This is a genomic window from Kluyvera sp. (genome assembly GCF_047971185.1).
GTDB lineage: Bacteria > Pseudomonadota > Gammaproteobacteria > Enterobacterales > Enterobacteriaceae > Kluyvera.
Window position 1 is genome coordinate 1 of record NZ_JBKDZH010000074.1, and the last position, 25,103, is coordinate 25,103.

Annotated in this window: 21 protein-coding genes and 3 tRNA genes; 4 read left to right on the forward strand and 20 right to left on the reverse strand. The window is 57.3% G+C overall.

Annotation, left to right across the window (positions count from 1 at the left end):
* The first annotated feature begins 29 nt into the window (after positions 1-29).
* Complete coding sequence (locus ACK5JN_RS18570; RefSeq protein ID WP_416871503.1) at positions 30-1,208, forward strand: efflux RND transporter periplasmic adaptor subunit; 1,179 nt, start codon at positions 30-32, stop codon at positions 1,206-1,208.
* Positions 1,209-1,218: 10 nt separating this feature from the next.
* Positions 1,219-2,757, forward strand: coding sequence for a multidrug efflux MFS transporter permease subunit EmrB (gene emrB / locus ACK5JN_RS18575; RefSeq protein WP_416871504.1), 1,539 nt, complete (start codon positions 1,219-1,221; stop codon positions 2,755-2,757).
* Positions 2,758-2,820: 63 nt separating this feature from the next.
* Here the strand turns inward: emrB and ACK5JN_RS18580 are convergent, their stop codons facing one another.
* The 19 genes from ACK5JN_RS18580 to mltB form a co-directional block, all read right to left on the reverse strand.
* Positions 2,821-5,559 (reverse strand): glycoside hydrolase family 3 protein, encoded by a 2,739-nt coding sequence (locus tag ACK5JN_RS18580; RefSeq protein WP_416871505.1) that lies wholly within the window; start codon positions 5,557-5,559, stop codon positions 2,821-2,823.
* A gap of 71 nt (positions 5,560-5,630) precedes the next feature.
* Positions 5,631-6,986 carry a glycoside-pentoside-hexuronide (GPH):cation symporter gene (locus ACK5JN_RS18585; protein WP_416871506.1) on the reverse strand — a complete coding sequence of 452 codons (1,356 nt, stop codon included), beginning with the start codon at positions 6,984-6,986 and terminating at the stop codon, positions 5,631-5,633.
* A 314-nt stretch (positions 6,987-7,300) separates the two neighbouring features.
* Positions 7,301-7,816, reverse strand: coding sequence for an S-ribosylhomocysteine lyase (gene luxS / locus ACK5JN_RS18590; RefSeq protein ID WP_416871507.1), 516 nt, complete (start codon positions 7,814-7,816; stop codon positions 7,301-7,303).
* A 259-nt stretch (positions 7,817-8,075) separates the two neighbouring features.
* Positions 8,076-9,620, reverse strand: a complete 1,545-nt coding sequence (gene gshA, locus ACK5JN_RS18595; RefSeq protein WP_416871508.1) for a glutamate--cysteine ligase — start codon at positions 9,618-9,620, stop codon at positions 8,076-8,078.
* A gap of 81 nt (positions 9,621-9,701) precedes the next feature.
* Positions 9,702-10,130: a YqaA family protein gene (locus ACK5JN_RS18600; protein ID WP_416871509.1), complete on the reverse strand. Its 429-nt coding sequence runs from the start codon at positions 10,128-10,130 to the stop codon at positions 9,702-9,704.
* Positions 10,127-10,693 (reverse strand): fructose-1-phosphate/6-phosphogluconate phosphatase, encoded by a 567-nt coding sequence (gene yqaB / locus ACK5JN_RS18605; RefSeq protein WP_416871510.1) that lies wholly within the window; start codon positions 10,691-10,693, stop codon positions 10,127-10,129. Before yqaB ends, ACK5JN_RS18600 begins: the two co-directional genes overlap by 4 nt.
* A 122-nt stretch (positions 10,694-10,815) precedes the next feature.
* Positions 10,816-11,130, reverse strand: a complete 315-nt coding sequence (locus ACK5JN_RS18610) for a BON domain-containing protein (RefSeq protein WP_416871511.1) — start codon at positions 11,128-11,130, stop codon at positions 10,816-10,818.
* 283 nt (positions 11,131-11,413) lie between these two features.
* Positions 11,414-11,490, reverse strand: a tRNA-Arg gene (locus tag ACK5JN_RS18615).
* Between the two features lie 61 nt (positions 11,491-11,551).
* Positions 11,552-11,628 (reverse strand) — tRNA-Arg (locus tag ACK5JN_RS18620).
* A gap of 3 nt (positions 11,629-11,631) precedes the next feature.
* A tRNA-Ser gene (locus ACK5JN_RS18625) sits at positions 11,632-11,724 on the reverse strand.
* A gap of 319 nt (positions 11,725-12,043) precedes the next feature.
* Entirely contained in the window at positions 12,044-12,229 is a 186-nt protein-coding gene (gene csrA / locus ACK5JN_RS18630) for a carbon storage regulator CsrA (RefSeq protein ID WP_000906486.1), read from the reverse strand.
* A gap of 241 nt (positions 12,230-12,470) precedes the next feature.
* A complete protein-coding gene (gene alaS, locus ACK5JN_RS18635) occupies positions 12,471-15,098 on the reverse strand; it encodes an alanine--tRNA ligase (RefSeq protein WP_416871512.1) in 2,628 nt (875 codons plus the stop codon).
* 253 nt (positions 15,099-15,351) lie between these two features.
* The gene (recX, locus tag ACK5JN_RS18640) at positions 15,352-15,852 is read right to left on the reverse strand and encodes a recombination regulator RecX (protein ID WP_416871513.1); all 501 of its coding nucleotides are present in this window, start codon (positions 15,850-15,852) and stop codon (positions 15,352-15,354) included.
* 69 nt (positions 15,853-15,921) lie between these two features.
* On the reverse strand, positions 15,922-16,980 hold the full coding sequence (gene recA, locus ACK5JN_RS18645; RefSeq protein WP_182930144.1) for a recombinase RecA: 1,059 nt from the start codon (positions 16,978-16,980) through the stop codon (positions 15,922-15,924).
* Between the two features lie 80 nt (positions 16,981-17,060).
* Complete coding sequence (gene pncC / locus ACK5JN_RS18650) at positions 17,061-17,558, reverse strand: nicotinamide-nucleotide amidase (protein WP_416871514.1); 498 nt, start codon at positions 17,556-17,558, stop codon at positions 17,061-17,063.
* Between the two features lie 129 nt (positions 17,559-17,687).
* The gene (locus ACK5JN_RS18655; protein WP_416871515.1) at positions 17,688-18,566 is read right to left on the reverse strand and encodes a metal ABC transporter substrate-binding protein; all 879 of its coding nucleotides are present in this window, start codon (positions 18,564-18,566) and stop codon (positions 17,688-17,690) included.
* Positions 18,567-18,574: 8 nt separating this feature from the next.
* Positions 18,575-19,465: a metal ABC transporter permease gene (locus ACK5JN_RS18660; protein ID WP_416871516.1), complete on the reverse strand. Its 891-nt coding sequence runs from the start codon at positions 19,463-19,465 to the stop codon at positions 18,575-18,577.
* The gene (locus ACK5JN_RS18665) at positions 19,462-20,172 is read right to left on the reverse strand and encodes a metal ABC transporter ATP-binding protein (RefSeq protein WP_416871517.1); all 711 of its coding nucleotides are present in this window, start codon (positions 20,170-20,172) and stop codon (positions 19,462-19,464) included. The genes ACK5JN_RS18660 and ACK5JN_RS18665 overlap by 4 nt, the downstream gene beginning before the upstream one ends.
* 194 nt (positions 20,173-20,366) lie before the next feature.
* Entirely contained in the window at positions 20,367-21,437 is a 1,071-nt protein-coding gene (gene mltB, locus ACK5JN_RS18670; protein ID WP_416871518.1) for a lytic murein transglycosylase B, read from the reverse strand.
* Positions 21,438-21,640: 203 nt separating this feature from the next.
* Here mltB and gutQ point away from each other — a divergent pair, with 203 nt between their 5' ends.
* On the forward strand, positions 21,641-22,606 hold the full coding sequence (gutQ, locus tag ACK5JN_RS18675; protein ID WP_416871519.1) for an arabinose-5-phosphate isomerase GutQ: 966 nt from the start codon (positions 21,641-21,643) through the stop codon (positions 22,604-22,606).
* Here gutQ and norR read toward each other — a convergent pair.
* Positions 22,603-24,123, reverse strand: coding sequence for a nitric oxide reductase transcriptional regulator NorR (gene norR, locus ACK5JN_RS18680; protein WP_416871520.1), 1,521 nt, complete (start codon positions 24,121-24,123; stop codon positions 22,603-22,605). The genes gutQ and norR overlap by 4 nt on opposite strands.
* 189 nt (positions 24,124-24,312) lie before the next feature.
* On the opposite strand from norR, the gene ACK5JN_RS18685 reads away from it, so the two are divergent.
* On the forward strand, positions 24,313-25,103 hold a 791-nt coding region (locus tag ACK5JN_RS18685), incomplete at its 3' end, for an MBL fold metallo-hydrolase (protein ID WP_416871521.1).

Below are 25,103 nucleotides of genomic sequence, written 5' to 3' on the forward strand. Positions count from 1 at the left end.
CGCTAATGAATTAAAAAAGGTCCAGACAGATGGAAACCACCCCTGCACAACAGGCCGAGCGCGGCAGTAAGCGCAAACGCAACTTTATTATTTTACTCATTATTCTGCTGCTGGCGGCAGGAGGAAGCCTGGCGTGGTATCTGCTGTATGCCCGTTACTATGAGTCCACCGATGATGCCTATGTTAATGGCAACCAGGTGACGCTGACGCCGCAGATTGGCGGGACGGTCACCCAGGTAACGGTAGACGAAGGCGACTTCGTGGAAAAAGGCCAGCCGCTGGTGCTGCTCGACCCGAGTGATACCGCCATTGCGCTGCAGCAGGCCGAGGCCAATCTGGCGAATACGGTACGCCAGGTACGCGGGCTGTACAGCACCGCCGATAACTATCGGGCGCAGGTGGCAGCGAAAAAAGTGGCCCTGCAGACGGCGCAAAATGACTACGCGCGTCGGCAGAAAATCTTCCAGAGCGGGGCGATAGCGGCCGAGGATCTGTCGCACTACCGCGATGCGGTCACCAGCGCGCAGAGCGATCTGCTGGCGGCGCAGGAAGCCTTACGTACCAATATTGCGATGGTCGATGACACCGTTATCGACAGCCATCCGGAAATTAAAAGCGCGGTGGCCACGCTGCGCCAGCGCTATCTGGAGAATTCACGCAGCACCATTGTTGCTCCGGTCAGCGGCTATGTGGCGAAGCGGGCGGTGCAGCTCGGGATGCGCGTCGATTCGGGGACCACGCTGATGGCTATCGTGCCGCTGAACGAAGTCTGGGTGGATGCCAACTTCAAAGAGAGCCAGATGAACGCGATGCGTCTGGGGCAGAAAGTGACCCTCAACGCCGATCTGTACGGCGATGACGTGACCTACCACGGCACCATTGAAAGCCTGGGAATTGGTACCGGTAGCGCCTTCTCGCTGCTGCCCGCGCAGAACGCCAGCGGGAACTGGATCAAAATCGTCCAGCGTCTGCCGGTACGCATCACCCTGGATCCTCATGATATGCAGAAACACCCGCTGCGCGTGGGCTTGTCGATGAACGTCAGCGTTGATATTCGCGATGGCGCAGGGCATCTGCTGCCGCAGCAAACCGTTAGCACCCCGCGTTTCACCACGGATGTGTATCAAAACCCGCTGGAAGAAGCGGACCAACTGGTGGCTAAAATCCTTCATGACAACAGCAAAACGGTAGCCGTGGGCAGCCGTTAAGAGAGACGTTATGCAAGATAAGGCCGCCTTTACACCGCCCAATATGTGGCTGGCGGTGCTCGCGCTGTCGTTGGCCACCTTTATGCAGGTGCTGGACTCCACCATCGCGAACGTGGCTATCCCCACCATCGCCGGTAACCTTGGCTCATCGCTGAGCCAGGGGACGTGGGTTATCACCTCATTCGGTGTCGCCAACGCCATCTCCATCCCGATTACCGGCTGGCTGGCGAAGCGCGTCGGTGAGGTGAAGCTGTTCCTGTGGTCGACCGTCGCCTTTGTTATTGCGTCCTGGGCGTGCGGGATGTCCAACAGCCTGAGCATGCTGATTTTCTTCCGCGTGATTCAGGGTATCGTCGCCGGGCCGCTGATCCCGCTGTCGCAGAGTCTGCTGCTCAGCAACTACCCGCCGGCCAAGCGCTCTATTGCGCTGGCGCTGTGGTCGATGACGGTCATCGTAGCCCCTATCTGCGGGCCGATCCTCGGCGGCTACATCAGCGATAACTACCACTGGGGCTGGATCTTCTTTATCAACGTGCCGATTGGCGCGGTGGTGGTGCTGTTAAGCCTCCAGACCCTGCGCGGGCGTGAAACCCGCACCGAGCAGAGGCGTATCGACGGCATTGGCCTGGCGCTGCTGGTGCTGGGGATTGGTAGCCTGCAGGTGATGCTCGACCAGGGGAAAGAACTCGACTGGTTCAACTCCACTGAGATCATCGTGCTGACCATCGTGGCGGTAGTCTCCCTGAGCTTCCTGATCGTCTGGGAGTTGACCGACGATAACCCGATAGTCGATCTATCGTTGTTTAAGTCGCGAAACTTTACCATCGGCTGTCTGTGTATCAGCCTGGCCTACATGCTCTACTTCGGCGCGATCGTTCTGCTGCCGCAGCTATTGCAGGAGGTCTACGGTTATACCGCGACCTGGGCCGGCCTGGCGTCGGCACCGGTGGGGGTCATTCCGGTGATCCTGTCGCCGATTATCGGCCGCTTTGCCCACAAGCTGGATATGCGCCGTCTGGTGACCTTCAGCTTTATTATGTATGCCGTGTGCTTCTACTGGCGCGCCTACACCTTCGAACCGGGAATGGACTTCGGTGCCTCGGCGTGGCCGCAGTTTATTCAGGGCTTCGCCGTCGCGTGCTTCTTCATGCCGTTGACCACCATCACGCTCTCCGGGCTACCGCCTGAGCGTCTGGCGGCCGCGTCGAGCCTGTCGAACTTTACCCGTACGCTGGCAGGTTCCATCGGTACGTCGATTACCACCACGCTGTGGACCAACCGTGAGGCGATGCACCACGCGCAGCTGACGGAGTCGGTCACGCCGTTCAACCCTAACGCCCAACAGATGTACGATCAGCTACAGGGTATGGGGATGACGCAGCAGCAGGCTTCCGGCTGGATAGCCCAGCAGATAACCAACCAGGGGCTGATTGTCTCGGCCAATGAAATCTTCTGGATTTCAGCGGGGATCTTCCTGGTGCTGCTGGGGCTGGTGTGGTTTGCCAGACCGCCGTTTGGCGCAGGCAGCGGGGGCGGAGGCGCCCACTAGTTAAAAGCCAGCTCAAGCGAGCTGGCTTTTTTTATGCTGATACCCGCTCCCACAACGAAGCGCTTACGCCGACGCCACAATAGACTTAAACTCCAGCCAGTCTATTTCCAGCCCCACCTTAATCACTTCGGTTTCCACCCGGTAGTATCCTGACTGTAGCTGCACGCGGCACAGCTTTTGCGTCACCTTCTGCCCCATCGTGCCGCGCGTCTGTACTGTTGCCACAAACTTGCCGTTGAACAACAGGTTAGTTGCCGTTTGCGCCAGCGGCATCGCCGCCGCGCTTACGCTCACCAGTAGGTCGTATACCCCTTCATGCTGAATATAAATCGCCAGCGGCTCAGCGTAACGTAGCCGCGACTCCGGCGCGATTTTGATCGCATCTTCGATATACACCGTGTTGTCCGGGATAATCGTCGGCACCACCACTTTCGGCACCTCCCCCCGCTTCACCACCTGGGTATGCAGCATAAACGAAAGAATATTACTGGCGCAGCGCTGAAGCTCACCGAGCGTCAGCGTCCCGTCGGCCAGCGCCGCCAGGGTGTTATCCTCGCCAGCATTGATCTCCGCACCGTTGTTGTTAATCACCATGTACAGATCGTTTTGCGCGCGAATCATCGCCGCCGTGTTGTTGACCGTCGCCTCGCCACCGGCGATCGCATCGTTCATCTTTGCCCACCAGTCGGTCATCACGATACCGCGAAAGCCCCAGTCGTCGCGTAAAATAGTGGTGTTCAGACAGTAGTTTGATGCGGACCAGTGCCCATTAATCGGGTTATAGGCCGTCATCACCGCCATCGCGCCCCCTTGCTTCACCGCATACTCAAAGCCCCGCAGGTAAATCTCGCGCAGCGCGCGGGCGGAAACAACAGCGTCAGCCTGCGCCCGCGCCAGTTCCTGGCTATTGCAGGCAAAGTGCTTCAGCGTGGCGATACCGCCGCCGCTGCGAATACCGCGCACCATGGCCGCCGCCATTATCCCTGTCAGCAGCGGATCTTCCGAGAAGTACTCAAAGTTTCTGCCATTAAGCGGGTGACGATGAATATTCATCCCCGGCCCCAGCAGCAGATCGATCTGATTACGCTGGAGTTCGTTGCCTTCCATCACGTACAGACGCTCAACCAGCGCCGGATCCCAGGTCGAAGCCAGCAGTATGCCGCTGGGCATCAGCGTCGCCTGTGCGCCGTTGTCCATACGGATACCGGAAGGACCGTCCGCCGTGGCCGCCAGCGGGATGCCTTTTTCCAGCAGACTGTCGCCGGTACCGCCGAACGCCGAGGCGACGCCGGGTGTGACTTTGTGGCTGCACATTCCCTCGCCGCGCACCAGACAGGCCAGCTCCTCCGGGCTGAGCTGAGCGATAAATTCCGCCATATCGGCACGCCCCTGCACCACGTCGGCAAAGCGAATACCGCGATCGCCGGTCAGCGACAGCGCCGGAGGCAGACGGGAGTGTATGCGCTCACGCAGAGAAACCTTACGCTTCGGCGTCTCTTCCCACTCCTCCAGCCATGCGCCAGTCTGCAGACGTTTACCGGGACGCAGCCGTGAAAACGCGACGGTCGGCGCCAGCGCCTGCTCGTGGCAGGAGATCACCCGCAGCATAGGCTGCACGTAGCCCTCTTCACCGTGAACGCTAATCGGCTGCAAATTGCGCACCTGATTACCGCCCCAGAAACGATAGGTTCCCGCTTCCAGTACCCAGCAGTTAGGGTTACCCGTGGCACCGCTATCATCCCACGATGCCAGCCGTTCCAGCGGCACCACCAGCATCAGCGTTTCGCTTTCGCCCGGCGCTAACACGCGAGTTTTCGCAAACGCGACCAGTTGGCGTGACGGCTTACCCAGCACGCCCTGCGGCGCTTCAAGGTAGATTTGCACCACCTCGCTACCGGCAAACTGCTCACCCACGTTGTCGACCTTCGCCGTAAACCGCAACACCAGCGAGGTATCGACAATCAGTTCCGCCTTTAAAGAATGGATGGCAAAACGGGTGTAGGACAATCCAAAACCAAACGGATACAGTACCGCCTGTGGCCGAAAGGTTTCGAAGTAGCGATAGCCCACGTAAATATCTTCCTGATAGATATTCTGCACGCTATCGCCCCAGCAGGCGGCAGAAGGGTACTCTTCCAGCGAGCTGGCGAGCGTATCAGTCAGCTTGCCAGAGGGCGTCACGTCGCCGCACAGCAGCGAGGCTACCGCCCTGCTGCCGTCCGGGCCGCCGTGCCAGGCGTAGAGAATCGCCCCAATATGCGGACGCAGCGCCGGATCTTCCGACCAGGACATGTCGATTATCGACGACACGTTGAGCACCACAATCACGTTATTGAAGCGTTGGCATACCGCCGTTAGCATCGCGTATTCCGCGTCGCTCAGGCGATAGCCGCCCGGCACATCGGCATTGTCTTTATCTTCACCGGCGGTGCGGCCAATCACTACCACCGCTTTGTCCGACACGCGGCTGGCCTGCGCGACAACCTCATCGCTAAGCGGCATTTCCTGCTGAAACCAGGGCTCCTGCGCCCAGCCTCCGCCGCCGTTATCAAACGGATGCGTCATCACCCACTGCTCGTAACGCTGCGCGAGCCCGCCGTTGACCCGCGCGCCGCAGCGTTCACGCATCGCATCCAGCAAGGTGCAGCTTGCTACGACGTTAACGGCTCCGCCGGAGCCAGTGCCGCTGCGATAGTAATTAATCTGGGTACGGCCAAAGATAGCCACCGTATCCTGCGGCTCCAGCGGCAGCGTTTGCGGCCTGTTTTTAAGTAGCACCGCACCCTGTGCCGCGACGGCCATTGCGAATTCGGCAAATCCCTCCAGGGGCTGACCCCTTCGTTGCTGATGCATAGGTGATGACTCCTTACCGGTTAATTCGCAAAAGTGCCGTTTTTCAAATCCGCGACCACGTTATACATACGACCTTCGTTTAAGCCGTAGAACTTAATGGCGAACGCCGTGAGAATATAAAAGACCGCCGGAACCAGCGTGAATAACAGCATAACACCCTGCGCCGCTGAAGCAGACTGCACCGCCACGCCCGATTCATAATGAAAATAAGCCAGCACCCAGCCGAGAATTGCGCCGCCGACGGCAACGCCCAGCTTAATGACAAATATATTGGCCGCGACATTCATGCCTGTAATGCGTCGCTGCGTTTTCCATTCACCATAATTATTTGCATCGGTAATCATTGACCACTGCAATGCACCGTTACCGCCCTGAATAATAGAAATAATAATGTGAATAATAAATATCGCGATCCATGCCTGCGGCGGGACAAAGAAACAAATTGCACAAAACGCGGCGGTCAGCAGGTTAATCCAGAATGAGAGCTTCACCTTGCAAAAACGGGTGCCGAACGGCTTCGCCAGCACCGAGCCGGCCATCGAGGCAAACATGCCGCCGAGCATAAACAGCGTGATAATATCGGCACCTTTATTCAGCACGGTATTGATGTAATACACCACCGCACCGCCGCGCAGCACCACGGCGACCAGCATCATAAAGTTGTATACCGACAGGATCAGCCACTGGTCGTTTTTGAACAGAATCTTCACGTCGCGGGCAATATTGAGGTTTTCTTCTTTTACCGGCTGCACGCGCTCTTTGGTGGTGAAGAAGCAGGTAATAAACATCAGGCAGCCAATCACACCGAACAGCGCCATTGAGACCTGAATACCGGTGGCGCGGTCACCGGGATAGAGGAAGTCCGCCAGCGGCAGGATAAACGCGGTACCCAGCGCGCCGCCAATCGGCGTGATCGCAAAGCGCCAGGACTGCAACGACAGGCTTTCACGTGGGTCGGAGGTTAGCGCCGCCCCCAGCGAGCAGTAAGGAATATTAATGGCGGTGTACATCAGCGTCATAAAGATATACGCCGCGACCGCGTAAACCACCTTGCCGGTATCGGAGAACGAAGGAATGGAGTACACCAGCACGCAGCTGACGGCAAACGGCACGCAAATCGCCAGCAGCCACGGACGGAAACGCCCCCAGCGCGTAGAGGTGGCGTCGGCAATCGCCCCCATGATCGGGTCGGTAACGGCATCCAGCAGGCGAACCAGCAGGAACATGGTGCCCATCACCGCGGGCGGCAGTCCGTAAATATCAGTGTAGAAATAGGCAAGAATCGCCACCGATGAGTCGAAAACAATATGACTGGCCGCATCCCCAAGGCTATAGCCAATCTTTTCCCGAATAGAAACTCTATCCCCTGTAGACATATAAACTCCCGTTTGTAATTTTTCGCAATGAAACCGGTTTCTCTGCGGGTATTTTTGACGGTAACGGGGGAAGGATTCTATTATGTTTTTCGACTATCCAATTACGTTTTTCATTTTATGTGATCGACAAAAGAATTAATATCACGCCACAATTTTATTTTGTTTTATCGCTCACAAAATAAAAATAGAAATGTTTATTTAAGATATATATCACCTTGAATCATACAAACAATAAATGAATTAATAGCCGTACTGAAAATAAAAAACCCGAGGCAGTCCTCGGGTTTTATGCATGACGAGATCGCCTCAGCGAACTAGATGTGCAGTTCTTTCAGCGTCTCTTTCGGCAGCGCCAGTTCATCGTTGCTGTTGATGCGTACACCACGATCAATAATATGGCGCGCAATCTCCTGCGCTTCGCTCAGCGAGTGCATCTCGTAGGTACCGCACTGGTAGACGTTCAGTTCCGGGATCTGCTTTTGATCCTGCACTTTCAGCACGTCGGCCATCGCCGCTTTCCAGGCGTCCGCAACGCGCTGCTCGTCCGGCGTACCGATCAGGCTCATGTAAAAGCCGGTACGGCAGCCCATCGGGGAGATGTCGATAATCTCAACGCCGTTACCGTTCAGATGGTCGCGCATAAAGCCCGCGAACAGATGCTCAAGCGTATGGATCCCTCTTTCCGGCATCACTTCTTTGTTCGGTACGCAAAAACGCAGGTCAAAAACCGTGATCGCATCGCCGTGCGGGGTGTTCATTTTTTTCGCGACGCGAACGGCTGGGGCTTCCATACGGGTATGGTCGACTGTGAAGCTATCTAACAACGGCATTTCGTAACCTCCGATATCACCTTCTTGCTCCCGGGCGCTGCATTTTTTCATTAAGATAAAAAAATTTAACTTATTGAATAAACTATGTTTTATGCAATCCACCACGTTCTGCTTCAGGGTAATGTGATTTTTTTAAAAATAAACTGAACTCTTTGTTCCCATGCCAGTCTTACTATATGAAAGACGCGCATTTGTTATCATCATCCCTGATTCAGAGATGTATATTTTGGCCACAGTGATGTGGCCTTTTTCTTTTGTATCAGGCGTGTCTCGCCAGCAGCGCTTCAAACGATTCGTTATCCGCCTCTTCAATCTGACGCTGACGCGCTCTTGAAGCATCCCGCTCCTTCGCAAAATCCTCTTCGCTGAGAATCTCCAGCGGCTCTTCACGCAGCATTGTCCGATACTGTTCCGCCAGCGCCTTGCCGGTTCCGCCAATCCCCTGATCAAGCATAGAACGCAGAATGCGTGCGGAGAAGGTTAACTCCGGATTATCGAAGCTGGCGACCAGCTCATCGCATACCGTCTGATACGCCGTATCGCCGTTCATGCCGTCCATGGTCTGCGCCACGCGCTTCAGATCGTGGAACAGATCTTTACCCACTTTGGTCAGCGGGAACTGCGCGGTTTCACAGCCAATGCCCAGCGTCAGACCCGGCTTGCGCCCTTCCAGAATCACGCGATTCCAGTTGGTACGGGTACACAGCAGCTCTTTGCTGCTCATCTCCGGCGCATCGGCCAGCACGCACCAGACCATAAACAGGTCGAGGAAGCGAATCTGCTGCTCATCCACGCCAATCGGCGAGAACGGGTTGATGTCCAGCGAGCGTACTTCGATATATTCGATACCGCCGCGCAGCAGCGCATCGGACGGGGTTTCACCGTCACGAGTCACGCGTTTTGGACGAATCGGCGCGTACAGTTCGTTTTCAATCTGCAGGATGTTACTGTTGATTTGCAGATGCTTACCGTCTTTCTCCAGGCCAATCCGCGCATATTCTTCCGACGGTGTTTTAATCGCGCGCTTCAATCCTGCCACATACTCGTGCAATTCGTTAAACGTAATTCCGAGATTGCTTTGCGATTTATTGGTATAGCCAAGGTCGCTCAGACGCAGCGAGGTCGCGTACGGCAGGTAGTACATGCCGCAGTCGGTTTTCTCAAACGGCAGCGTCGTCGGTTTGCCCTGCAGGAAGGAGGAACAGATTGCCGGCGAAGCGCCGAACAGATACGGGATCACCCAGCCAAAACGATAGTAGTTACGAATCAGGCGGAAATAACCGGCTGAAATCGCTTCTTTATCGTCGGTGCCGCATTTTGCCTGCCAGAAAGCCATCGGCAGAGAGAAGTTGTAGTGAACGCCGGAGATTGTCTGCATCAGCGCGCCGTAGCGGTTTTTCAACCCTTCGCGGTACAGCGTTTTCAGGCGGCCGATGTTCGACGAGCCATACTGCGCCAGCTCAATATCCTGACCCGGTGCGATGTAGCACGGCATGCTCAGCGGCCACATCCGCTCATCGCCAAGCTGTCGCGCGGTGTGACGATGCACGTCGCGCAGGAACGTCAGCATGTGGTTGATATCGCCATCCACCGGAGTAATAAACTCCAGCAGCGCTTCGGCAAAATCGGTAGTAATCCATTTATGGGTCAGCGTGGCGCCCAGCGCCTCCGGATGACCGGTTGTTGCCAGAGAACCATCTGCATTAACGCGTAGGGTTTCGCGCTCAAGACCACGCTGGATCCCGTCAAGAGCCTGAGGGTGTTTTTCCAGCCAGGACAGCGCCTGTGATACGTCCGGGATCAAATTGACCTCCCGCCTGTCGAATTCATTTTATTAAGCATAATTGTCATCGTGGAGATAAGGACTCTTCCACAAGCCATCCAATTAGTGCCACCACGTCATGCCTTGCAGCGTCAGCGCCGCGACTGCGATATAGCGCAGCGCTTTACCCAGGCATAAAAAAAAGAGTACCGGTCCCCAGGAAATGCGCATCCAGCCTGCGAGCAGGCACAGCAAATCACCGATAACGGGCATCCAGCTCAGCAGCAGCGTGGCCGCGCCATAGCGACGCAGCCAGCCCACCGCTTTTTCCTGCCAACGCGATGTTTTGCGTAATGGAAAAAAACGACCAAGAATAACGTTTGTAGCCCCGCCAAGGCTATTACCTATTGTTGCTATTACTACCAGAAGCCAGGGCTTACTTACGCCCGCTAACAGCAGGCCAACCAGCACGGCTTCGGAGTTACCCGGCAGCAGCGTTGCGCTGAGAAAGCTGCTTGCAAACAGCGATCCCAGCGCCAGAAGTTCATTCACAGTAATCGAACGTCGACGGCGTCCATTCCGGCAGCGGCGGCGGCCTGAAGGCCGAAATCGGCATCTTCAAACACCACGCAGCGTTCCGGCGCCACGCCCATACGTTCAGCGCACAGTAAGAAGGTATCCGGCGCAGGCTTATGCTGTTTAACGTGATCGGCGGCGACAACGGCCGCAAAATAGTGGCGCAGGCCCAGGTGCGCCAGCAGCGCCTCGGCGACCGCGCTTTCGCTGCCGGTACCGACGGCCATCGGTCGGCGACCGTGCCATGCCTTCACCACCTCAATCAGCGGCAGCGGGGTCACGGAATCCAGCAGCATCGACTTCACGGCGTCGGTCTTTTCACGCGCCAGAAGATGGGGGTCCAGATCGGCCTCATGGCTTTCAATGATCGCCTGCGCAATACGCCAGGTTGGCGAACCGTTAAGCGCCACCATGGCCTGTTCGTCAAAACGCATGCCGTAGCGGCCCAAAACCTCACGCCACGCCTTACGATGCGTCGGTTCCGTATCAAGGATGGTGCCATCCATATCAAAAATCAATCCAGCATAGCGTTCGTACATCGTCTTCCCACCCATCGGATAATGTGACGTTACTTTATCGTAAATGGGGATGATTGTCGCTGTCAGCCGCAGAGACAACAAAGGCGCCTTTCAGCGCCTTGTCATTCCCCGCATGACGCGGATTATTTAATTTGCATATCGTTTTCAACGACGCGCACGCCCTGCACCTTACGGGTTACCTCGACGGCACGCTTAGCATCCGCAGAGGAGGACACAAAGCCGCTCAGCTGTACGCGGCCTTTAAAGGTCTGCACGTTAATCTCGCTGGACTTGATATCTTTGTCGCTGAACAGCGCCGTTTTCACTTTGGTGGTAACGACCGTGTCGTCAATGTAACCACCGGTGCTCTCTTTCGTTGACGAGCCAGCACAGCCGGACAGCGAGATAGCCATCAGAAGCGCAGCGCAAAACGCAGACGTTGCTTTGAACCATTTCATGGATTTCTCTCCTTGCAGTCATGTCACCAGAATAAGGGTGTATACAAGGATAAATTATAGAGGAAAGAATGAGTTGCCAATGGGAAAAGTGTGAAGAAGATTTTTTGGATGAAAAGACTAATTCGAGGAAAGGTAGGGAATATCGAGAAGATGGTGCATTCGGGAGGATTACTCGGCTGCGCCTTGCCCTGCGGGTCGTTGCACCAGCAACGCTATCCTCCCTGGTGCTGGCGATTATCTCGCAGACCTTAAAACAACAGTTTAGCTGTTATCTCGGAGAATATGGTGCATCCGGGAGGATTCGAACCTCCGACCGCTCGGTTCGTAGCCGAGTACTCTATCCAGCTGAGCTACGGATGCATCGGTGAAACTTGCTTTACTGCCGACATTGATATCGCTACTAAAGCCACATCAAGTAATATGGTGCATCCGGGAGGATTCGAACCTCCGACCGCTCGGTTCGTAGCCGAGTACTCTATCCAGCTGAGCTACGGATGCAAATGGCGGTGAGGCGGGGATTCGAACCCCGGATGCAGCTTTTGACCGCATACTCCCTTAGCAGGGGAGCGCCTTCAGCCTCTCGGCCACCTCACCAACAACACCTCTTGCGAGTGCTTCGAAGAACTTGTTTCTGCTCATCGTCGCTGTGTGGCGCACATATTACTTTCTGAGACTTATAAGTCAAACAATTTTCCGCAGATTTTTTTCGTTTGCACATTTCACAGACAATCAGGTGTTAAAAAAAGCAGAACGTGCGTTTTATCAACAGATAAATTGCGATTACGGCCGCAAAACAGCAGGAAGAAAAAAGGGCATAAAGAGAATGGGCAGCAGAAAAAATGGCGGATGCAGAGGTTAAAGCGGGACAACGGGCGGGATTTTGCGTCTCACCCGCTGGGTGAGACGCGAGAACTTAGTAACTGGACTGCTGGGATTTTTCAGCCTGGATACGCTGGTAGATCTCTTCACGGTGAACAGAGACTTCTTTAGGGGCATTTACGCCGATGCGCACCTGGTTACCCTTCACCCCTAAAACTGTCACAGTGACCTCATCTCCAATCATGAGGGTCTCACCAACTCGACGAGTCAGAATCAGCATTCTTTGCTCCTTGAAAGATTAAAAGAGTCGGGTCTCTCTGTATCCCGGCATTCTCCATCATATAACGCCAAAAGGTCAGCGATGACAAACACCTTACGTGTAAGCAGTCACGGCATCACATTCTGTTAAATGTAAGTCTAGCCGATCTACATGACTTCAACCTGACTTTATCGTTATCAGTACCGCATATGCAAGACGCCGTAACAGATAACGTTAAGGCGTCCGCATGCGTTTATTGTTATTACAGTTTAGCGCTTACCCAGCCTTTCACGCTGGCCAGTGCAGCAGGGAGAGCAGACGCGTCGGTACCGCCAGCTTGCGCCATATCCGGACGACCGCCCCCTTTGCCGCCCACCTGCTGAGCGACCATACCAATCAGTTCCCCTGCTTTCACACGGTCGGTCACATCCTTAGACACACCGGCAATCAGAGAAACCTTACCTTCCGCAACCGTCGCCAGCACGATAACCGCAGAACCCAGCTGGTTCTTCAGATCGTCGACCATGGTACGCAGCATTTTCGGCTCAACGCCAGCGAGCTCGCTCACCAGCAGGTTAACGCCGTTAATCGTCTCAGCTTTACTGGAAAGATTCGCGCTTTCTTGTGCGGCGGCCTGCTCTTTCAGCTGCTGCAGCTCTTTTTCCAGCTGTCGAGTACGTTCGAGAACGGTACGCACTTTCTCAGTCAGGTTGTGGCTATCGCCCTTCAGCAGCTGGGCGATATCGCTTAAGCGATCGCTTTCTGCATGCAGAGAGGCAATGGCACCCTCACCGGTCACCGCTTCAATACGACGCACGCCAGCCGCAGTACCGGATTCGGACACAATGCGGAACAGGCCGATATCACCGGTACGGGACGCGTGGGTACCGCCGCACAGTTCGGTAGAGAAGTCGCCCATGCTCAGTACGCGCACGTGGTCGTCATATTTCTCGCCAAACAGCGCCATCGCGCCCTTCGCTTTCGCCGCTTCCAGATCCATGATGTTGGTTTCGATCGGCAGGTTGCGACGAATCTGGGCGTTGACCAGATCTTCAACCGCGCGGATCTCTTCCGGCTTCATCGCTTCGAAGTGAGAGAAGTCGAAGCGCAGCACTTTGTCGTTGACCAGCGAACCTTTCTGCGCAACGTGCGTGCCCAGAACCTGGCGCAGCGCCGCGTGCATCAGGTGCGTCGCGGAGTGGTTCAGACGGATGCGCGCACGGCGTGCCACATCGACGTCAGCCTGCACCGCATCACCCACTTTCAGCGCGCCGGAGGCCAGCTTGCCGAGGTGGCCGATGGCCTGACCGTATTTCTGGGTGTCGCTCACGGTGAAGCTAAAGGCCGCGCCTTTCAGCTCGCCCTTATCGCCAACCTGGCCGCCGGATTCCGCATAGAACGGCGTCTGGTCTAGCACGACAACCGCTTCCTGGCCCGCAGCGATAGACTCTACCGCTTTACCATCAACAAACAGCGCGGTGACTTTACCGTTCAGTTCCAGATGATCGTAGCCTTTAAATTCAGATTCGCCGTCAACGCGGATCATCGCGTTGTAGTCGGCGCCAAAGCCGCTGGATTCACGCGCGCGACGGCGCTGTTCTTCCATCGCCGCTTCAAAGCCGGCTTCGTCAACCTTGATATTGCGCTCACGGCAAACGTCCGCCGTCAGGTCAACCGGGAAGCCGTAGGTGTCGTACAGACGGAAAGCGGTTTCACCGTCCAGCGTATCGCCGGTCAGTTTAGCCAGCTCTTCATCGAGCAGGGCCAGGCCGCGCTCCAGGGTACGAGCGAACTGCTCTTCTTCGGTTTTCAGAACCTGTTCAACCTGCGCCTGCTGGCGTTTCAGCTCTTCGCCTGCGGCACCCATGACTTCCACCAGCGGGCCAACCAGCTTGTAGAAGAAGGTATCTTTCGCGCCCAGCATGTTGCCGTGACGGATCGCGCGACGAATGATACGACGCAGCACGTAGCCGCGGCTTTCGTTGGACGGCATCACGCCGTCGGCAATCAGAAACGCACAGGAACGAATGTGGTCGGCGATCACGCGCAGCGATTTGTTGCTCAGATCGGTCGCGCCGGTCACTTTCGCAACGGCGTCAATCAGCGTACGGAACAGGTCAATCTCGTAGTTGGAGTTAACGTGCTGCAGGACAGCAGTAATACGCTCCAGACCCATACCGGTGTCCACGGACGGCTTCGGCAGAGGTTCCATGGTGCCGTCAGCCTGACGGTTGAACTGCATGAAGACGATGTTCCAGATCTCAATGTAACGGTCGCCGTCTTCTTCCGGGGATCCCGGAGGCCCGCCCCAGATGTGGTCGCCGTGGTCGTAGAAAATCTCGGTGCACGGGCCGCAAGGACCGGTGTCGCCCATCTGCCAGAAGTTATCGGATGCGTACGGCGCGCCTTTGTTGTCGCCGATACGGATAATGCGCTCACGCGGGATGCCGACTTCTTTTTCCCAGATTTCGTAAGCTTCATCATCGGTTTCATACACGGTAACCCACAGACGGTCTTTCGGCAGGGCGAACCAGTTTTCACCGGTCAGCAGTTCCCACGCGTACTGGATAGCGTCGTGTTTGAAGTAGTCGCCGAAGCTGAAGTTACCCAGCATTTCGAAGAAGGTATGGTGACGCGCGGTGTAGCCGACATTTTCCAGGTCGTTGTGTTTACCGCCCGCACGCACGCAACGCTGCGCAGTGGTCGCGCGAGAATAATTACGCTTGTCGAGACCGAGGAACACGTCTTTGAACTGGTTCATCCCGGCGTTGGTAAACAACAGTGTGGGGTCGTTATTCGGCACCAGGGAGCTGCTGGCAACTACCTGATGGCCTTTACTATGGAAAAAGTCGAGAAACGCCTGACGGATCTCAGCGGTGCTCTTGCTCATAATTATCCTGAAATCAAGCTACACTTCATCCTTCAAACCGCCTCTGAGTTGGCTGCGCTCGTTCGTCCCAGTCACCTACCGATGTACGCTCAGGGGATTCACTCACCTGCCGCCTTGATGCGGCTTGAATGATTTTGTGTATTTAAGGAATATTCGTCGTAGACGCTCGTCGCGATAAAACAACCTGCGCCTGGACGGAAAAAGTGGGAATAAGATAAGTTTTCTTAAGAGGGAAGTAAAATCCCGAGTGGGGTCAATCCGCAAAATTTCGCCATATTTCCTGGATATCTTCCATTAGATAGCCGCGGTAGAGCAAAAAGCGCTGGATTTTGACCTTCTCTGCAAAGACGGTCGGCAGCGGTTCACCATATTTTCGCTGCGCCTGTTCACGCGCCTGCGCGGCCCAGTCGATATCGCATTCGCGCATCGCCTGTTCGATGGTCTCACGGGCAATCCCCTTCTGCCCCAGCTCCTGGCGAATACGCGCCGGGCCATAGCCTTTGCGGCTGCGTCCGGCCATAAACTGCTGAACGAAGCGGCCGTCGTCGAGATAGCGGTTTTCAAAGCACCATGCCACCACCTTTTCGACCTCTTCCGGCGGCGCATCGATAGGTTCCGGGCCATTTTTCCCCATCACCGGGGCGGTAAGCTTGCGCCGCAGCTCCTGTTCGCTGTGGTCACGCATCGCCAGAATGCGGATAGCGCGGTCCAGCAGCCGGGCATAGGCGGAACGGCGCGGTGAGTTTTCGGTCATCGTTATCCTGCCATCGTGATAAATGCAAAAGGGCTGCATAAGCAGCCCCTGGTGTCGATTCTGAGGTTATCAGAAGTCTTCGTTGGTTTCTTCAACGTTGTTGTTATCAACAACGAAGTCAGGTTTATCGTCCTGGTTATTGAGCAGCAGTTCGCGCACTTTCTTCTCAATTTCCTTCGCCGCAGCCGGGTTCTCTTTCAGCCAGGAGATAGCGTTCGCTTTACCCTGACCGATTTTGTCGCCGTTGTAGCTGTACCAGGCACCCGCTTTCTCAATCAGCTTCTCTTTCACGCCGAGATCAACCAGCTCGCCGAAGAAGTTGATACCTTCGCCGTAGAGGATCTGGAATTCCGCCTGCTTGAACGGCGCCGCGATTTTGTTTTTCACGACCTTCACGCGGGTTTCGCTGCCGACAACGTTGTCACCCTCTTTCACCGCGCCGATACGACGGATGTCCAGACGCACAGAGGCGTAGAACTTCAGCGCGTTACCGCCGGTGGTGGTTTCCGGGTTACCGAACATGACGCCAATTTTCATACGGATCTGGTTGATGAAGATCAGCAGGGTATTGGACTGCTTCAGGTTACCCGCCAGCTTACGCATCGCCTGGCTCATCATACGCGCCGCCAGGCCCATGTGAGAGTCGCCGATTTCGCCTTCGATTTCCGCTTTCGGCGTCAGCGCCGCTACGGAGTCGACCACGATAACGTCTACCGCGCCGGAACGCGCCAGCGCGTCACAGATTTCCAGCGCCTGCTCGCCGGTGTCCGGCTGGGAGCACAGCAGGTTGTCGATATCGACGCCCAGCTTACGCGCATAAACCGGATCCAGCGCGTGTTCAGCATCGATGAACGCACAGGTTTTGCCTTCACGCTGCGCCGCGGCGATAACCTGCAGCGTCAGGGTGGTTTTACCGGAAGATTCTGGCCCGTAGATTTCGACGATACGGCCCATTGGCAGGCCGCCAGCGCCCAGCGCGATATCCAGTGAAAGCGAGCCGGTGGAGATCGTTTCTACATCCATGGTACGGTCTTCACCCAGACGCATGATGGAGCCTTTACCGAATTGCTTTTCGATCTGGCCCAGCGCTGCCGCCAACGCTTTCTGTTTGTTTTCGTCGATAGCCATTTTTACTCCTGTCATACCGGGTGTTACCGGATAGTGAATTCTGTTCTGTTGAGGCAATTATACTGTATGGTCATACAGTATCAAGTGTTTTGTAGAAATTGTTGCCAGAGGAGTTTGAGCGCGTAAGCCGTCGCCTGACGACGCACCGATTCACGGTCGCCGGAGAAGCATTCGCGCTGGGTCACGCCCTGCCCGCTGGCGCTGGCAACGCCAAACCACACGGTGCCCACCGGCTTATCCGCGCTGCCGCCGTCCGGCCCGGCGATGCCGCTAACCGAGACCGCGAAGTCGGCCCGGGCCGCGCGCAGCGCGCCAATCGCCATTTCGACCACGACCGGCTCGCTGACCGCGCCGTTCTGCTCCAGCGTCACTTCGCGTACGCCAATCATCTGCGATTTCGCTTCGTTGCTGTAGGTGACAAAACCGCGCTCAAACCACGCGGAGCTGCCCGCCACGTCGGTAAGGGTTTTAGCAATCCAGCCGCCGGTGCAGGACTCGGCGGTGGTCACGGTCGCGCCGCGTGCTTTCAGCGCCAGGCCGACCTGCTCGCTTAGCTGCAGTAATTCTGAATCTGTCATTGTCGCTCCGCTTAAGCCCGATAAAGAGGCCATCAAAGATAGCACTTTCAGCAGAGATGTGGGGACGGGATGGCGATTTTACGAGGGGGCTTCAGAAAATGAATCGCCCCGGAAAACCGGGGCCGATGGTTAACGCATGCTGGCGGCAATCAGCTGCACGTTATGCCGCAGCATCTTCACGTAGCTGTCCGCCACGCCGCCCGGCGCAGACAGCGCTTCCGGGTACAGTTCACCGCCCGGTTGGGAACCCGTGGCGGCGGCGATCTGTTTCACCAGCCGCGGGTCAAGCTGGTTTTCCATAAACCAGGTATGCACGCCGTCGGCCTTAATTTGCTTAATCAGCTCTGCTACCTGCGCCGCGCTGGCCTCGCTTTCCGACGACAGCCCCTGCGGGGCGAGGAAGGTGACGCCGTAAGCGCGTGAGAAGTAGCCAAAAGCATCGTGGCTGGTCAGCACTTTGCGCTTCGCCGGCGGGATCCCGTCAAACGCTTTTTGCGCCCAGCGGTGAATTTCGTTTAACTGAGCAATATAGCGTTCGCCCGAGGCCCGCAGCGCCGCACTGTCTTCCGGGTCAGCTTTCAGCAGCCCATTCATGATATTTTTTGCATATAGGGCACCGTTGGCGGCGCTGTTCCAGGCGTGGGGATCGGTCACGGTTTTACCGTCCTCATCCAGCGTGTGCGTCTTCACGCCGGTAGACGCCACTACCAGCTGGCCTTTAAAACCGGAGGCTTTAATCAGCCTGTCGATCCACCCTTCCAGCCCCAGTCCGTTCACCACCACCACGTCAGCCTTGCTGAGCAGCGCGCTGTCCTTGGGCGACGGCTCGAAGGTATGTGGATCGCCGTCCGGGCCGACCAACGTGTCGACGAGCACGTGCTCGCCGCCCACCTGCTGCACCATATCGCCCAGCACCGAGAAGCTGCTGACCACGTTCAGCGTTTTCGCCATCGCGCCCTGCGCCATTAGCCCCAACGCCAGCGCTACAATCACCGCAGTACGTTTCATGTTTTCCCCTATCTGATGAGTTTTTGCCAGCTGACGGTCAGCCGGCTTCGCTTGCCAAAAAATACCGACACAAAAAAGACGCCGCTGGCGGTCAGAACGATCGACGGCCCGGCGGGCAGATTGGCGGCCCACGACAGGCTCAGCCCCAGCCACGCGCAGAGGCTGCCAATCAGCGCCGCCAGCAGCAGAATTCCCGGCAGGGTTTTCGCCCAGCAGCGCGCCGCCACGGCGGGCAGCATCATCACCCCCACTGCCATCAGCGTGCCGAGCACCTGGAAACCGGCCACCAGGTTGAGCACCAGCAGCGCCAGAAACAGGCCGTGCAGCAGCACCGGCAGCCAGCGGGCGTTCACCTGAAGCCACGCGCTGTCGAAGGCTTCACTCACCAGCCCGCGGTAGAACAGCGCAATGCTGATAAGCGTGAGGCTGGCCACGCCCGCGACAAACAGCGCCGCGTCGTTATCGACCGCCAGAATCGAGCCAAACAGCAGATGCAGCAGATCAACGTTCGAGCCACGCAGCGACACCAGCGTGACGCCCAGCGCCAGCGAGCCCAGCGTGACGCCCAGCGCCAGCGAGCCCAGGTAGAATCCGGCGAAGCTGGCGTCCTCCTTCAACGGCGTGCGGCGGCTGACCCAACCGGCGATCAGCGCCACCGCAATGCCGGCGATAAAGCCGCCGACGGTCATCGCCAGCAGCGACATGCCGTTCACCAGATAGCCCACCGCCACACCGGGAAGAATGGCGTGTGATAGTGCATCGCCCATCAGGCTCATACGCCGTAGCAGTAGAAATACGCCGAGGATCGTGGTGCTCAGCGATAGCGCCAGGCACACCACCAGCGCGCGGCGCATAAAGCCGAACTCAATAAACGGTTGAAAAAAGGTATGCCAGATCATGCACGCCTCCCCGCTTGAAACGCGGGCAGCACCTCGTGGGTTGGCCCCCAGCAGGCGTTCTGCGGTGCCAGCAGCAGTGTTTCCGGGAAATAGTCCGCCACCCGCTGGTTATCGTGCAGCACCGCCAGCACGGTTTGCCCCTGCTGATGCATCTCCTGAATCACCCCCATCAGGTCATGGGTGGTGGCCTCATCGATACCGGTAAACGGTTCATCAAGCATCACCAGCGGCGCGCGCTGTACCCATACGCGGGCAAACAGCATGCGCTGAAACTGCCCGCCGGAGAGTTCTTCAATCGGCGTTTTCGCCATCTCCGTTAGCCCCACGCGCGCCAGCGAGGCCTGGATGCAACGCCGCACGTCGTTACGCAGTCCGCGCAGCAGCGAAATACGCGGCCACGCCCCCTGGCTCACCACGTCCAGCACCGTCAACGGAAACTGTGATTCCAGCGCGTGCCGCTGCGCCAGCCAGCCGATCGTCGGGCGCGACGGTGACCAGTGCACCACGCCGCTCACCGGCGGAATAAACCCGGCCAGCGTTTTCAGCAGGGTTGATTTACCACAGCCGTTCAGGCCGACGATGGCCGTCATGCTGCCTTTGCGAATCACGCCGCTCAGCGAGGGGGTAATCGCCATCCCCTCATAGCCTGCAACCAGGTTGTCGAGTTCAATCATGGCAGCGCGACCGCCCACCAGACCGCCAGCCACAGCGCGGCGAGCAGCGCGCAGGCCAGTAACAGCCGCGTCGCGCTGGACGCCATAAAAACAGGAGTCAACATCTTTGCCTCATTGCATTATGTTATAACGTAACAATATGAGATTAGACCTAAGATGTAAACGACAGGAAGTGATGCAAAATGTAACAAGCGCCTCCCCGGATGGAGAGGCGCAAGAAAGACAGGTTACTGAACGCGAGCCTGAGACACCGCCAGCCCCAGCTGCCAGACCGCCATCGCGTAATGGGTGCTGTGGTTATAGCGGGTGATGGTGTAGAAGTTCGGCAGACCGTACCAGTACTGGTAACCGGTGCCAATATCCAGCCGCAGCAGGCTGGCCTGCTGATGGTTGCCCAGCGGCTGCATCGGCGTTAAGCCCGCTGCCGCCAGCTGCGACACGCTGTATTTGGTCTTGAAGCCGTTATCCAGCCCCGGGGCCTGGCCCATCGCCTGCACCGCCACCGTATCGCCGGTCACCCAACCGTGCTGTTTAAAGTAGTTGGCCACGCTGCCGATCGCATCTTCCGGATCCCACAGGTTGATGTGGCCATCGCCGTTGAAGTCCACCGCGTACTGGCGATATGACGACGGCATAAACTGCCCGTAGCCCATCGCCCCGGCGAACGACCCTTTCAGATCCAGCGGATCGTCTTTTTCATCACGCGCCATCAGCAGGAAGGTTTCCAGCTCGCCGGAGAAGTAGGCGGCGCGGCGCGGGTAGTTGAAGGAGAGCGTCGCCAGCGCGTCAAGAATGCGGGTTTTGCCCATCACGCGGCCCCAGCGGGTTTCGACGCCGATAATCCCGACGATGATCTCCGGCGGTACGCCATACACCTGCTGCGCGCGCTGTAGCGCTTCCTGATACTGGTTCCAGAAGGCCACGCCATTCTGCACGTTATCCGGGGTAATAAACTGTTTGCGATAGCGCAGCCATGCGCCGTTCGGGCCGGTTGGCGGCAGGCCGGTCGGGGCCTGTCGGTCCATCAGGCGCAGCACGTAGTCCAGGCGCTTGGCCTGAGAGAGAATTTCGTGCAGCTGCTGACGGTCAAACCCGTGCTTGCTCACCATCTTGTCGATGAACTGCTCCGCCGCCGGGTTATTGGCGAAATCACCGGCCGGCATCAGCGCGTTATGCTGGGGTTCAAGGAGAAAACCGCCGGAGGGAGTTGCCGGTGATTCAGCCGTTTTCGGCTTGCTGCTACAGGCAGCGAGCAGGAGACACAGGGGGAGTACAGCCAGAACGCGACGCTTCAACATGGGACTTCCATTTAACAATATCAGCAAGAGTTAAATATGGTAAAGCATCCGCCGCGCTGCAAGGAAGCGCCATCGGGCCCGGCGGGAAAAAAAAACGCCGAGTCCGAACAATCATGATGCAATCGATGATCTCACCGGCCGTAATGTTTTATCATCGCCGCGCAAAACTGGACCGTGTGACGCGCTAATTATCGGAGAAAGTCATGAGTGATTTTTTGTTAGACGCCGGGCGTAAGGCCCTGTTACTGGAATTACAGGAAGCCAGCCGCCTGCCCGACCGTCTTGACGAGACCTTTGTTCAGGCCGCAAAAGCCATTCTCGACTGCAAAGGCAAACTGATCGTATCCGGGATGGGCAAATCCGGCCATATCGGCAAAAAACTGGCCGCCACCTTTGCCAGCACCGGTACCCCCGCCTTTTTCGTCCACCCGGCGGAAGCGCTGCACGGCGATCTGGGGATGGTTGAAAGCCGCGACGTGATGCTGTTTATCTCCTATTCCGGCAGCGCCAAAGAGCTGGATTACCTCATTCCTCGCCTGCAGGAAAAATCGGTCGTGCTGCTGGCGATGACCGGCAAAGCCAACTCGCCGCTGGCGCTGGCGGCGGACGCGGTGCTGGATATTTCCGTTGAACGCGAAGCCTGCCCGATGCATCTGGCCCCCACCTCCAGCACCGTCAACACGCTGATGATGGGCGACGCGCTGGCCATCGCCGTGATGCAGGCGCGCGGGTTTAATGAAGAAGATTTTGCCCGCTCGCATCCGGCCGGCGCGCTCGGCGCGCGTCTGCTCAACCGCGTGCATCATCTGATGCGGAAAGACGCGGATATTCCGCAGATCAACGTGCACGCCAGCGTGATGGACGCCATGCTTGAGCTGAGCCGCACCGGAATGGGCATGGTGGCGGTCTGCGACGATGTGATGCAGGTACACGGCGTGTTTACCGACGGCGACCTGCGTCGCTGGCTGGTGAGCGGCGGTTCGCTGGCCGACTGCGTCAACGAAGCGATGACCAAAGGCGGCGTGACGCTCCACGACCGGGCACGCGCCATCGACGCCAAAGAGAAGCTGATGAAGCTGAAAATCAGCGCCGCGCCGGTGGTCGATGAAAATCACCGTCTGGTCGGCGCGATTAACCTGCAAAACTTCTATCAGGCCGGGATTCTTTAATCCTTCAGGCCCAGACGCTTCGCCAGCCGGTGCAGGTTGGCGACGTCTGTTTCCAGCGCCCGGGCGCTCGCCGCCCAGTTATTCTGATGCGCGTCCAGCGCCTGGCGAATCATCTGCCGTTGAAAATGCTCGGTCGCGTCGCGCAGGTTGTGCGCAGCCATCTGCGGTGCGGGTGAGATCGTCTCAACAGCCGCAGGGGCGCTCTCCTGAAACGCAAAATGCTGCGCTTCCAGCACCACCTCGCCGCTGCTGCGGGCGGCCCGCGCCAGCACTACCGCGCGGTGTACCGCATGTTCCAGTTCGCGTACGTTACCCGGCCAGCCGTAGCTTTGCAGGTGTGCCCGCGCGCCGCTGCTTAACACCACGCGGGACAGCCCCAGCCGCAGCCGACACTGTTCGCAAAAATAGCCCGCCAGCAGCACCACATCATCGCCGCGCTCGCGCAGCGGCGGCACTGAGAGCGGAAACACGCTCAGACGATGGAACAGGTCGGCGCGGAAGTTGCCCGCCAGCACCTCTTCGCGCAGATCGCGGTTGGTCGCCGCCAGCACGCGCACGTCAACCCGCAGGCTGCGATCGTCGCCGACGCGCTGAATATCACCGTATTGCAGCACGCGCAGCAGCTTAGCCTGTAGCGCCAGCGACAGCTCGCCGATTTCGTCTAAAAACAGCGTGCCGTTGTCCGCCATTTCAAACTTGCCGCTGCGGTTGCTGATGGCCCCGGTAAACGCGCCCTTCACGTGGCCGAACAGCTCGCTCTCGGCCACGCTCTCCGGCAGCGCGGCGCAGTTCAGGTAGACCAGCGGGCTAACCGCGCGCGGCGAACCTTCGTGAATCGCCTTCGCCACCAGCTCTTTACCGGTGCCGGTTTCGCCGCTGATCAGCACGTTGAGGTCCGACGCCGCGACAATCTCAATCTCTTTTTTCAGCTGCGTCATGCCCGGCGACAGGCCGATCATCTGGGTCTCTTTGACCTGCTCAAAGTCGCTCGGCGAACCGGGCAGCATATTCTGACTTTCCAATTGTTCAATCAGCAGCGCGTTGCTGAGCGCCCCTGCCGCCAGCGCGGCAATCAGCCGCAGCTCTTCATCGCTGAAGACGTCGAACTGATCCGGCGACATGCCGTCGAGGGTTAATGCGCCAATCAGGTTCTGCCCGGCAAACAGCGGCAGGCCGATGCAGGCGTGCACTTTCAGGCTCTCCTGGCCGGGGATCAGGCCATCGTAGGGATCCGGCAAATCACTGTCGGCCGGGAAGCGCACCACGTCGCCCGCACGGGCGATAGCCTCCAGCCGCGGGTGCCCTTCCAGCGTAAAGCGGCGGCCCAGCACGTCTTTCGCCAGGCCATCGATAGCGAGCGGAATAAACTGCCGCGCGTCGTAGCGCAACAGCGCCGAGGCGTCGCACTCCAGCACCTGGCGCAGCGTGGTAATCAGCCGCTGGAAGCGGTCCTGATGGCCGACGCCGCGCTGGAGTTCAATGGCGATGCCCGCCAGTACGTCAACGGAAAAGCTCATGGCAACCTCAAATAGTCATTTCGACAATGCATGATGTCATATTGACAATTTTATGCATAGTCATTTTGACTAACAACAAAAGAGTAAAAATTAACTAAATCAATAAAATCAACAAATTAAAAAGTTGGCACACAACCTGCAATAAGCAATACATCTTTTTTGAAAAACGCTGAATTAATTGAGGTTGCTATGTCTATTCTGGTTAAAAATAACATTCATTGGGTTGGCCAACGTGACTGGGAAGTGCGTGATTTCCACGGGACTGAATACAAAACCCTGCGCGGCAGCAGCTACAACAGCTACCTGATTCGCGAAGGCAAAAATGTCCTGATCGATACCGTTGACCATAAATTCAGTCGTGAATTCGTCCAGAACCTGCGCAGCGAAATCGACCTTGCCGATATCGACTACATCATCATTAACCACGCGGAAGAAGACCACGCCGGGGCGCTGACCGAGCTGATGACCCAGATCCCGGACACCCCAATCTACTGCACTGCCAACGCCATTGACTCGATTACTGGCCACCACCACCACCCTGAGTGGAACTTCAACGTGGTGAAAACCGGTGATTCTCTGGACATCGGCAACGGCAAACAGCTGATCTTCGTGGAAACCCCGATGCTGCACTGGCCGGACAGCATGATGACCTACATGACCGGCGACGCAGTGCTGTTCAGCAACGATGCCTTCGGCCAGCACTACTGCGACGAGCACCTGTTTAATGATGAAGTGGACCAGACCGAGCTGTTCGAACAGTGCCAGCGTTACTACGCTAACATCCTGACGCCGTTCAGCCGCCTGGTGACGCCGAAAATTACCGAAATCCTCGGGTTCAACCTGCCCGTCGATATGATTGCCACCTCCCACGGCGTGGTCTGGCGCGATAACCCGACGCAAATCGTCGAAATGTACCTGAAATGGGCGGCGGATTATCAGGAAGATCGCATCACCATCTTCTACGACACTATGTCCAACAA

Bases quoted from the DNA above. Each gene is read 5' to 3' on its own strand.
- yqaB (WP_416871510.1), bottom strand. From the start codon at position 10,693: ATGTACGAACGCTATGCTGGATTGATTTTTGATATGGATGGCACCATC.
- csrA (WP_000906486.1), bottom strand. From the start codon at position 12,229: ATGCTGATTCTGACTCGTCGAGTTGGTGAGACCCTCATGATTGGAGAT.
- recA (WP_182930144.1), bottom strand. From the start codon at position 16,980: ATGGCTATCGACGAAAACAAACAGAAAGCGTTGGCGGCAGCGCTGGGC.
- ACK5JN_RS18585 (WP_416871506.1), bottom strand. From the start codon at position 6,986: ATGTCTACAGGGGATAGAGTTTCTATTCGGGAAAAGATTGGCTATAGC.
- emrB (WP_416871504.1), top strand. From the start codon at position 1,219: ATGCAAGATAAGGCCGCCTTTACACCGCCCAATATGTGGCTGGCGGTG.
- recX (WP_416871513.1), bottom strand. From the start codon at position 15,852: ATGACCGAAAACTCACCGCGCCGTTCCGCCTATGCCCGGCTGCTGGAC.
- luxS (WP_416871507.1), bottom strand. From the start codon at position 7,816: ATGCCGTTGTTAGATAGCTTCACAGTCGACCATACCCGTATGGAAGCC.
- ACK5JN_RS18580 (WP_416871505.1), bottom strand. From the start codon at position 5,559: ATGGCCGTCGCGGCACAGGGTGCGGTGCTACTTAAAAACAGGCCGCAA.
- norR (WP_416871520.1), bottom strand. From the start codon at position 24,123: ATGAGCTTTTCCGTTGACGTACTGGCGGGCATCGCCATTGAACTCCAG.
- ACK5JN_RS18660 (WP_416871516.1), bottom strand. From the start codon at position 19,465: ATGATCTGGCATACCTTTTTTCAACCGTTTATTGAGTTCGGCTTTATG.
- ACK5JN_RS18570 (WP_416871503.1), top strand. From the start codon at position 30: ATGGAAACCACCCCTGCACAACAGGCCGAGCGCGGCAGTAAGCGCAAA.
- ACK5JN_RS18610 (WP_416871511.1), bottom strand. From the start codon at position 11,130: ATGAAATGGTTCAAAGCAACGTCTGCGTTTTGCGCTGCGCTTCTGATG.
- mltB (WP_416871518.1), bottom strand. From the start codon at position 21,437: ATGTTGAAGCGTCGCGTTCTGGCTGTACTCCCCCTGTGTCTCCTGCTC.
- ACK5JN_RS18655 (WP_416871515.1), bottom strand. From the start codon at position 18,566: ATGAAACGTACTGCGGTGATTGTAGCGCTGGCGTTGGGGCTAATGGCG.
- pncC (WP_416871514.1), bottom strand. From the start codon at position 17,558: ATGACAGATTCAGAATTACTGCAGCTAAGCGAGCAGGTCGGCCTGGCG.
- gutQ (WP_416871519.1), top strand. From the start codon at position 21,641: ATGAGTGATTTTTTGTTAGACGCCGGGCGTAAGGCCCTGTTACTGGAA.
- alaS (WP_416871512.1), bottom strand. From the start codon at position 15,098: ATGAGCAAGAGCACCGCTGAGATCCGTCAGGCGTTTCTCGACTTTTTC.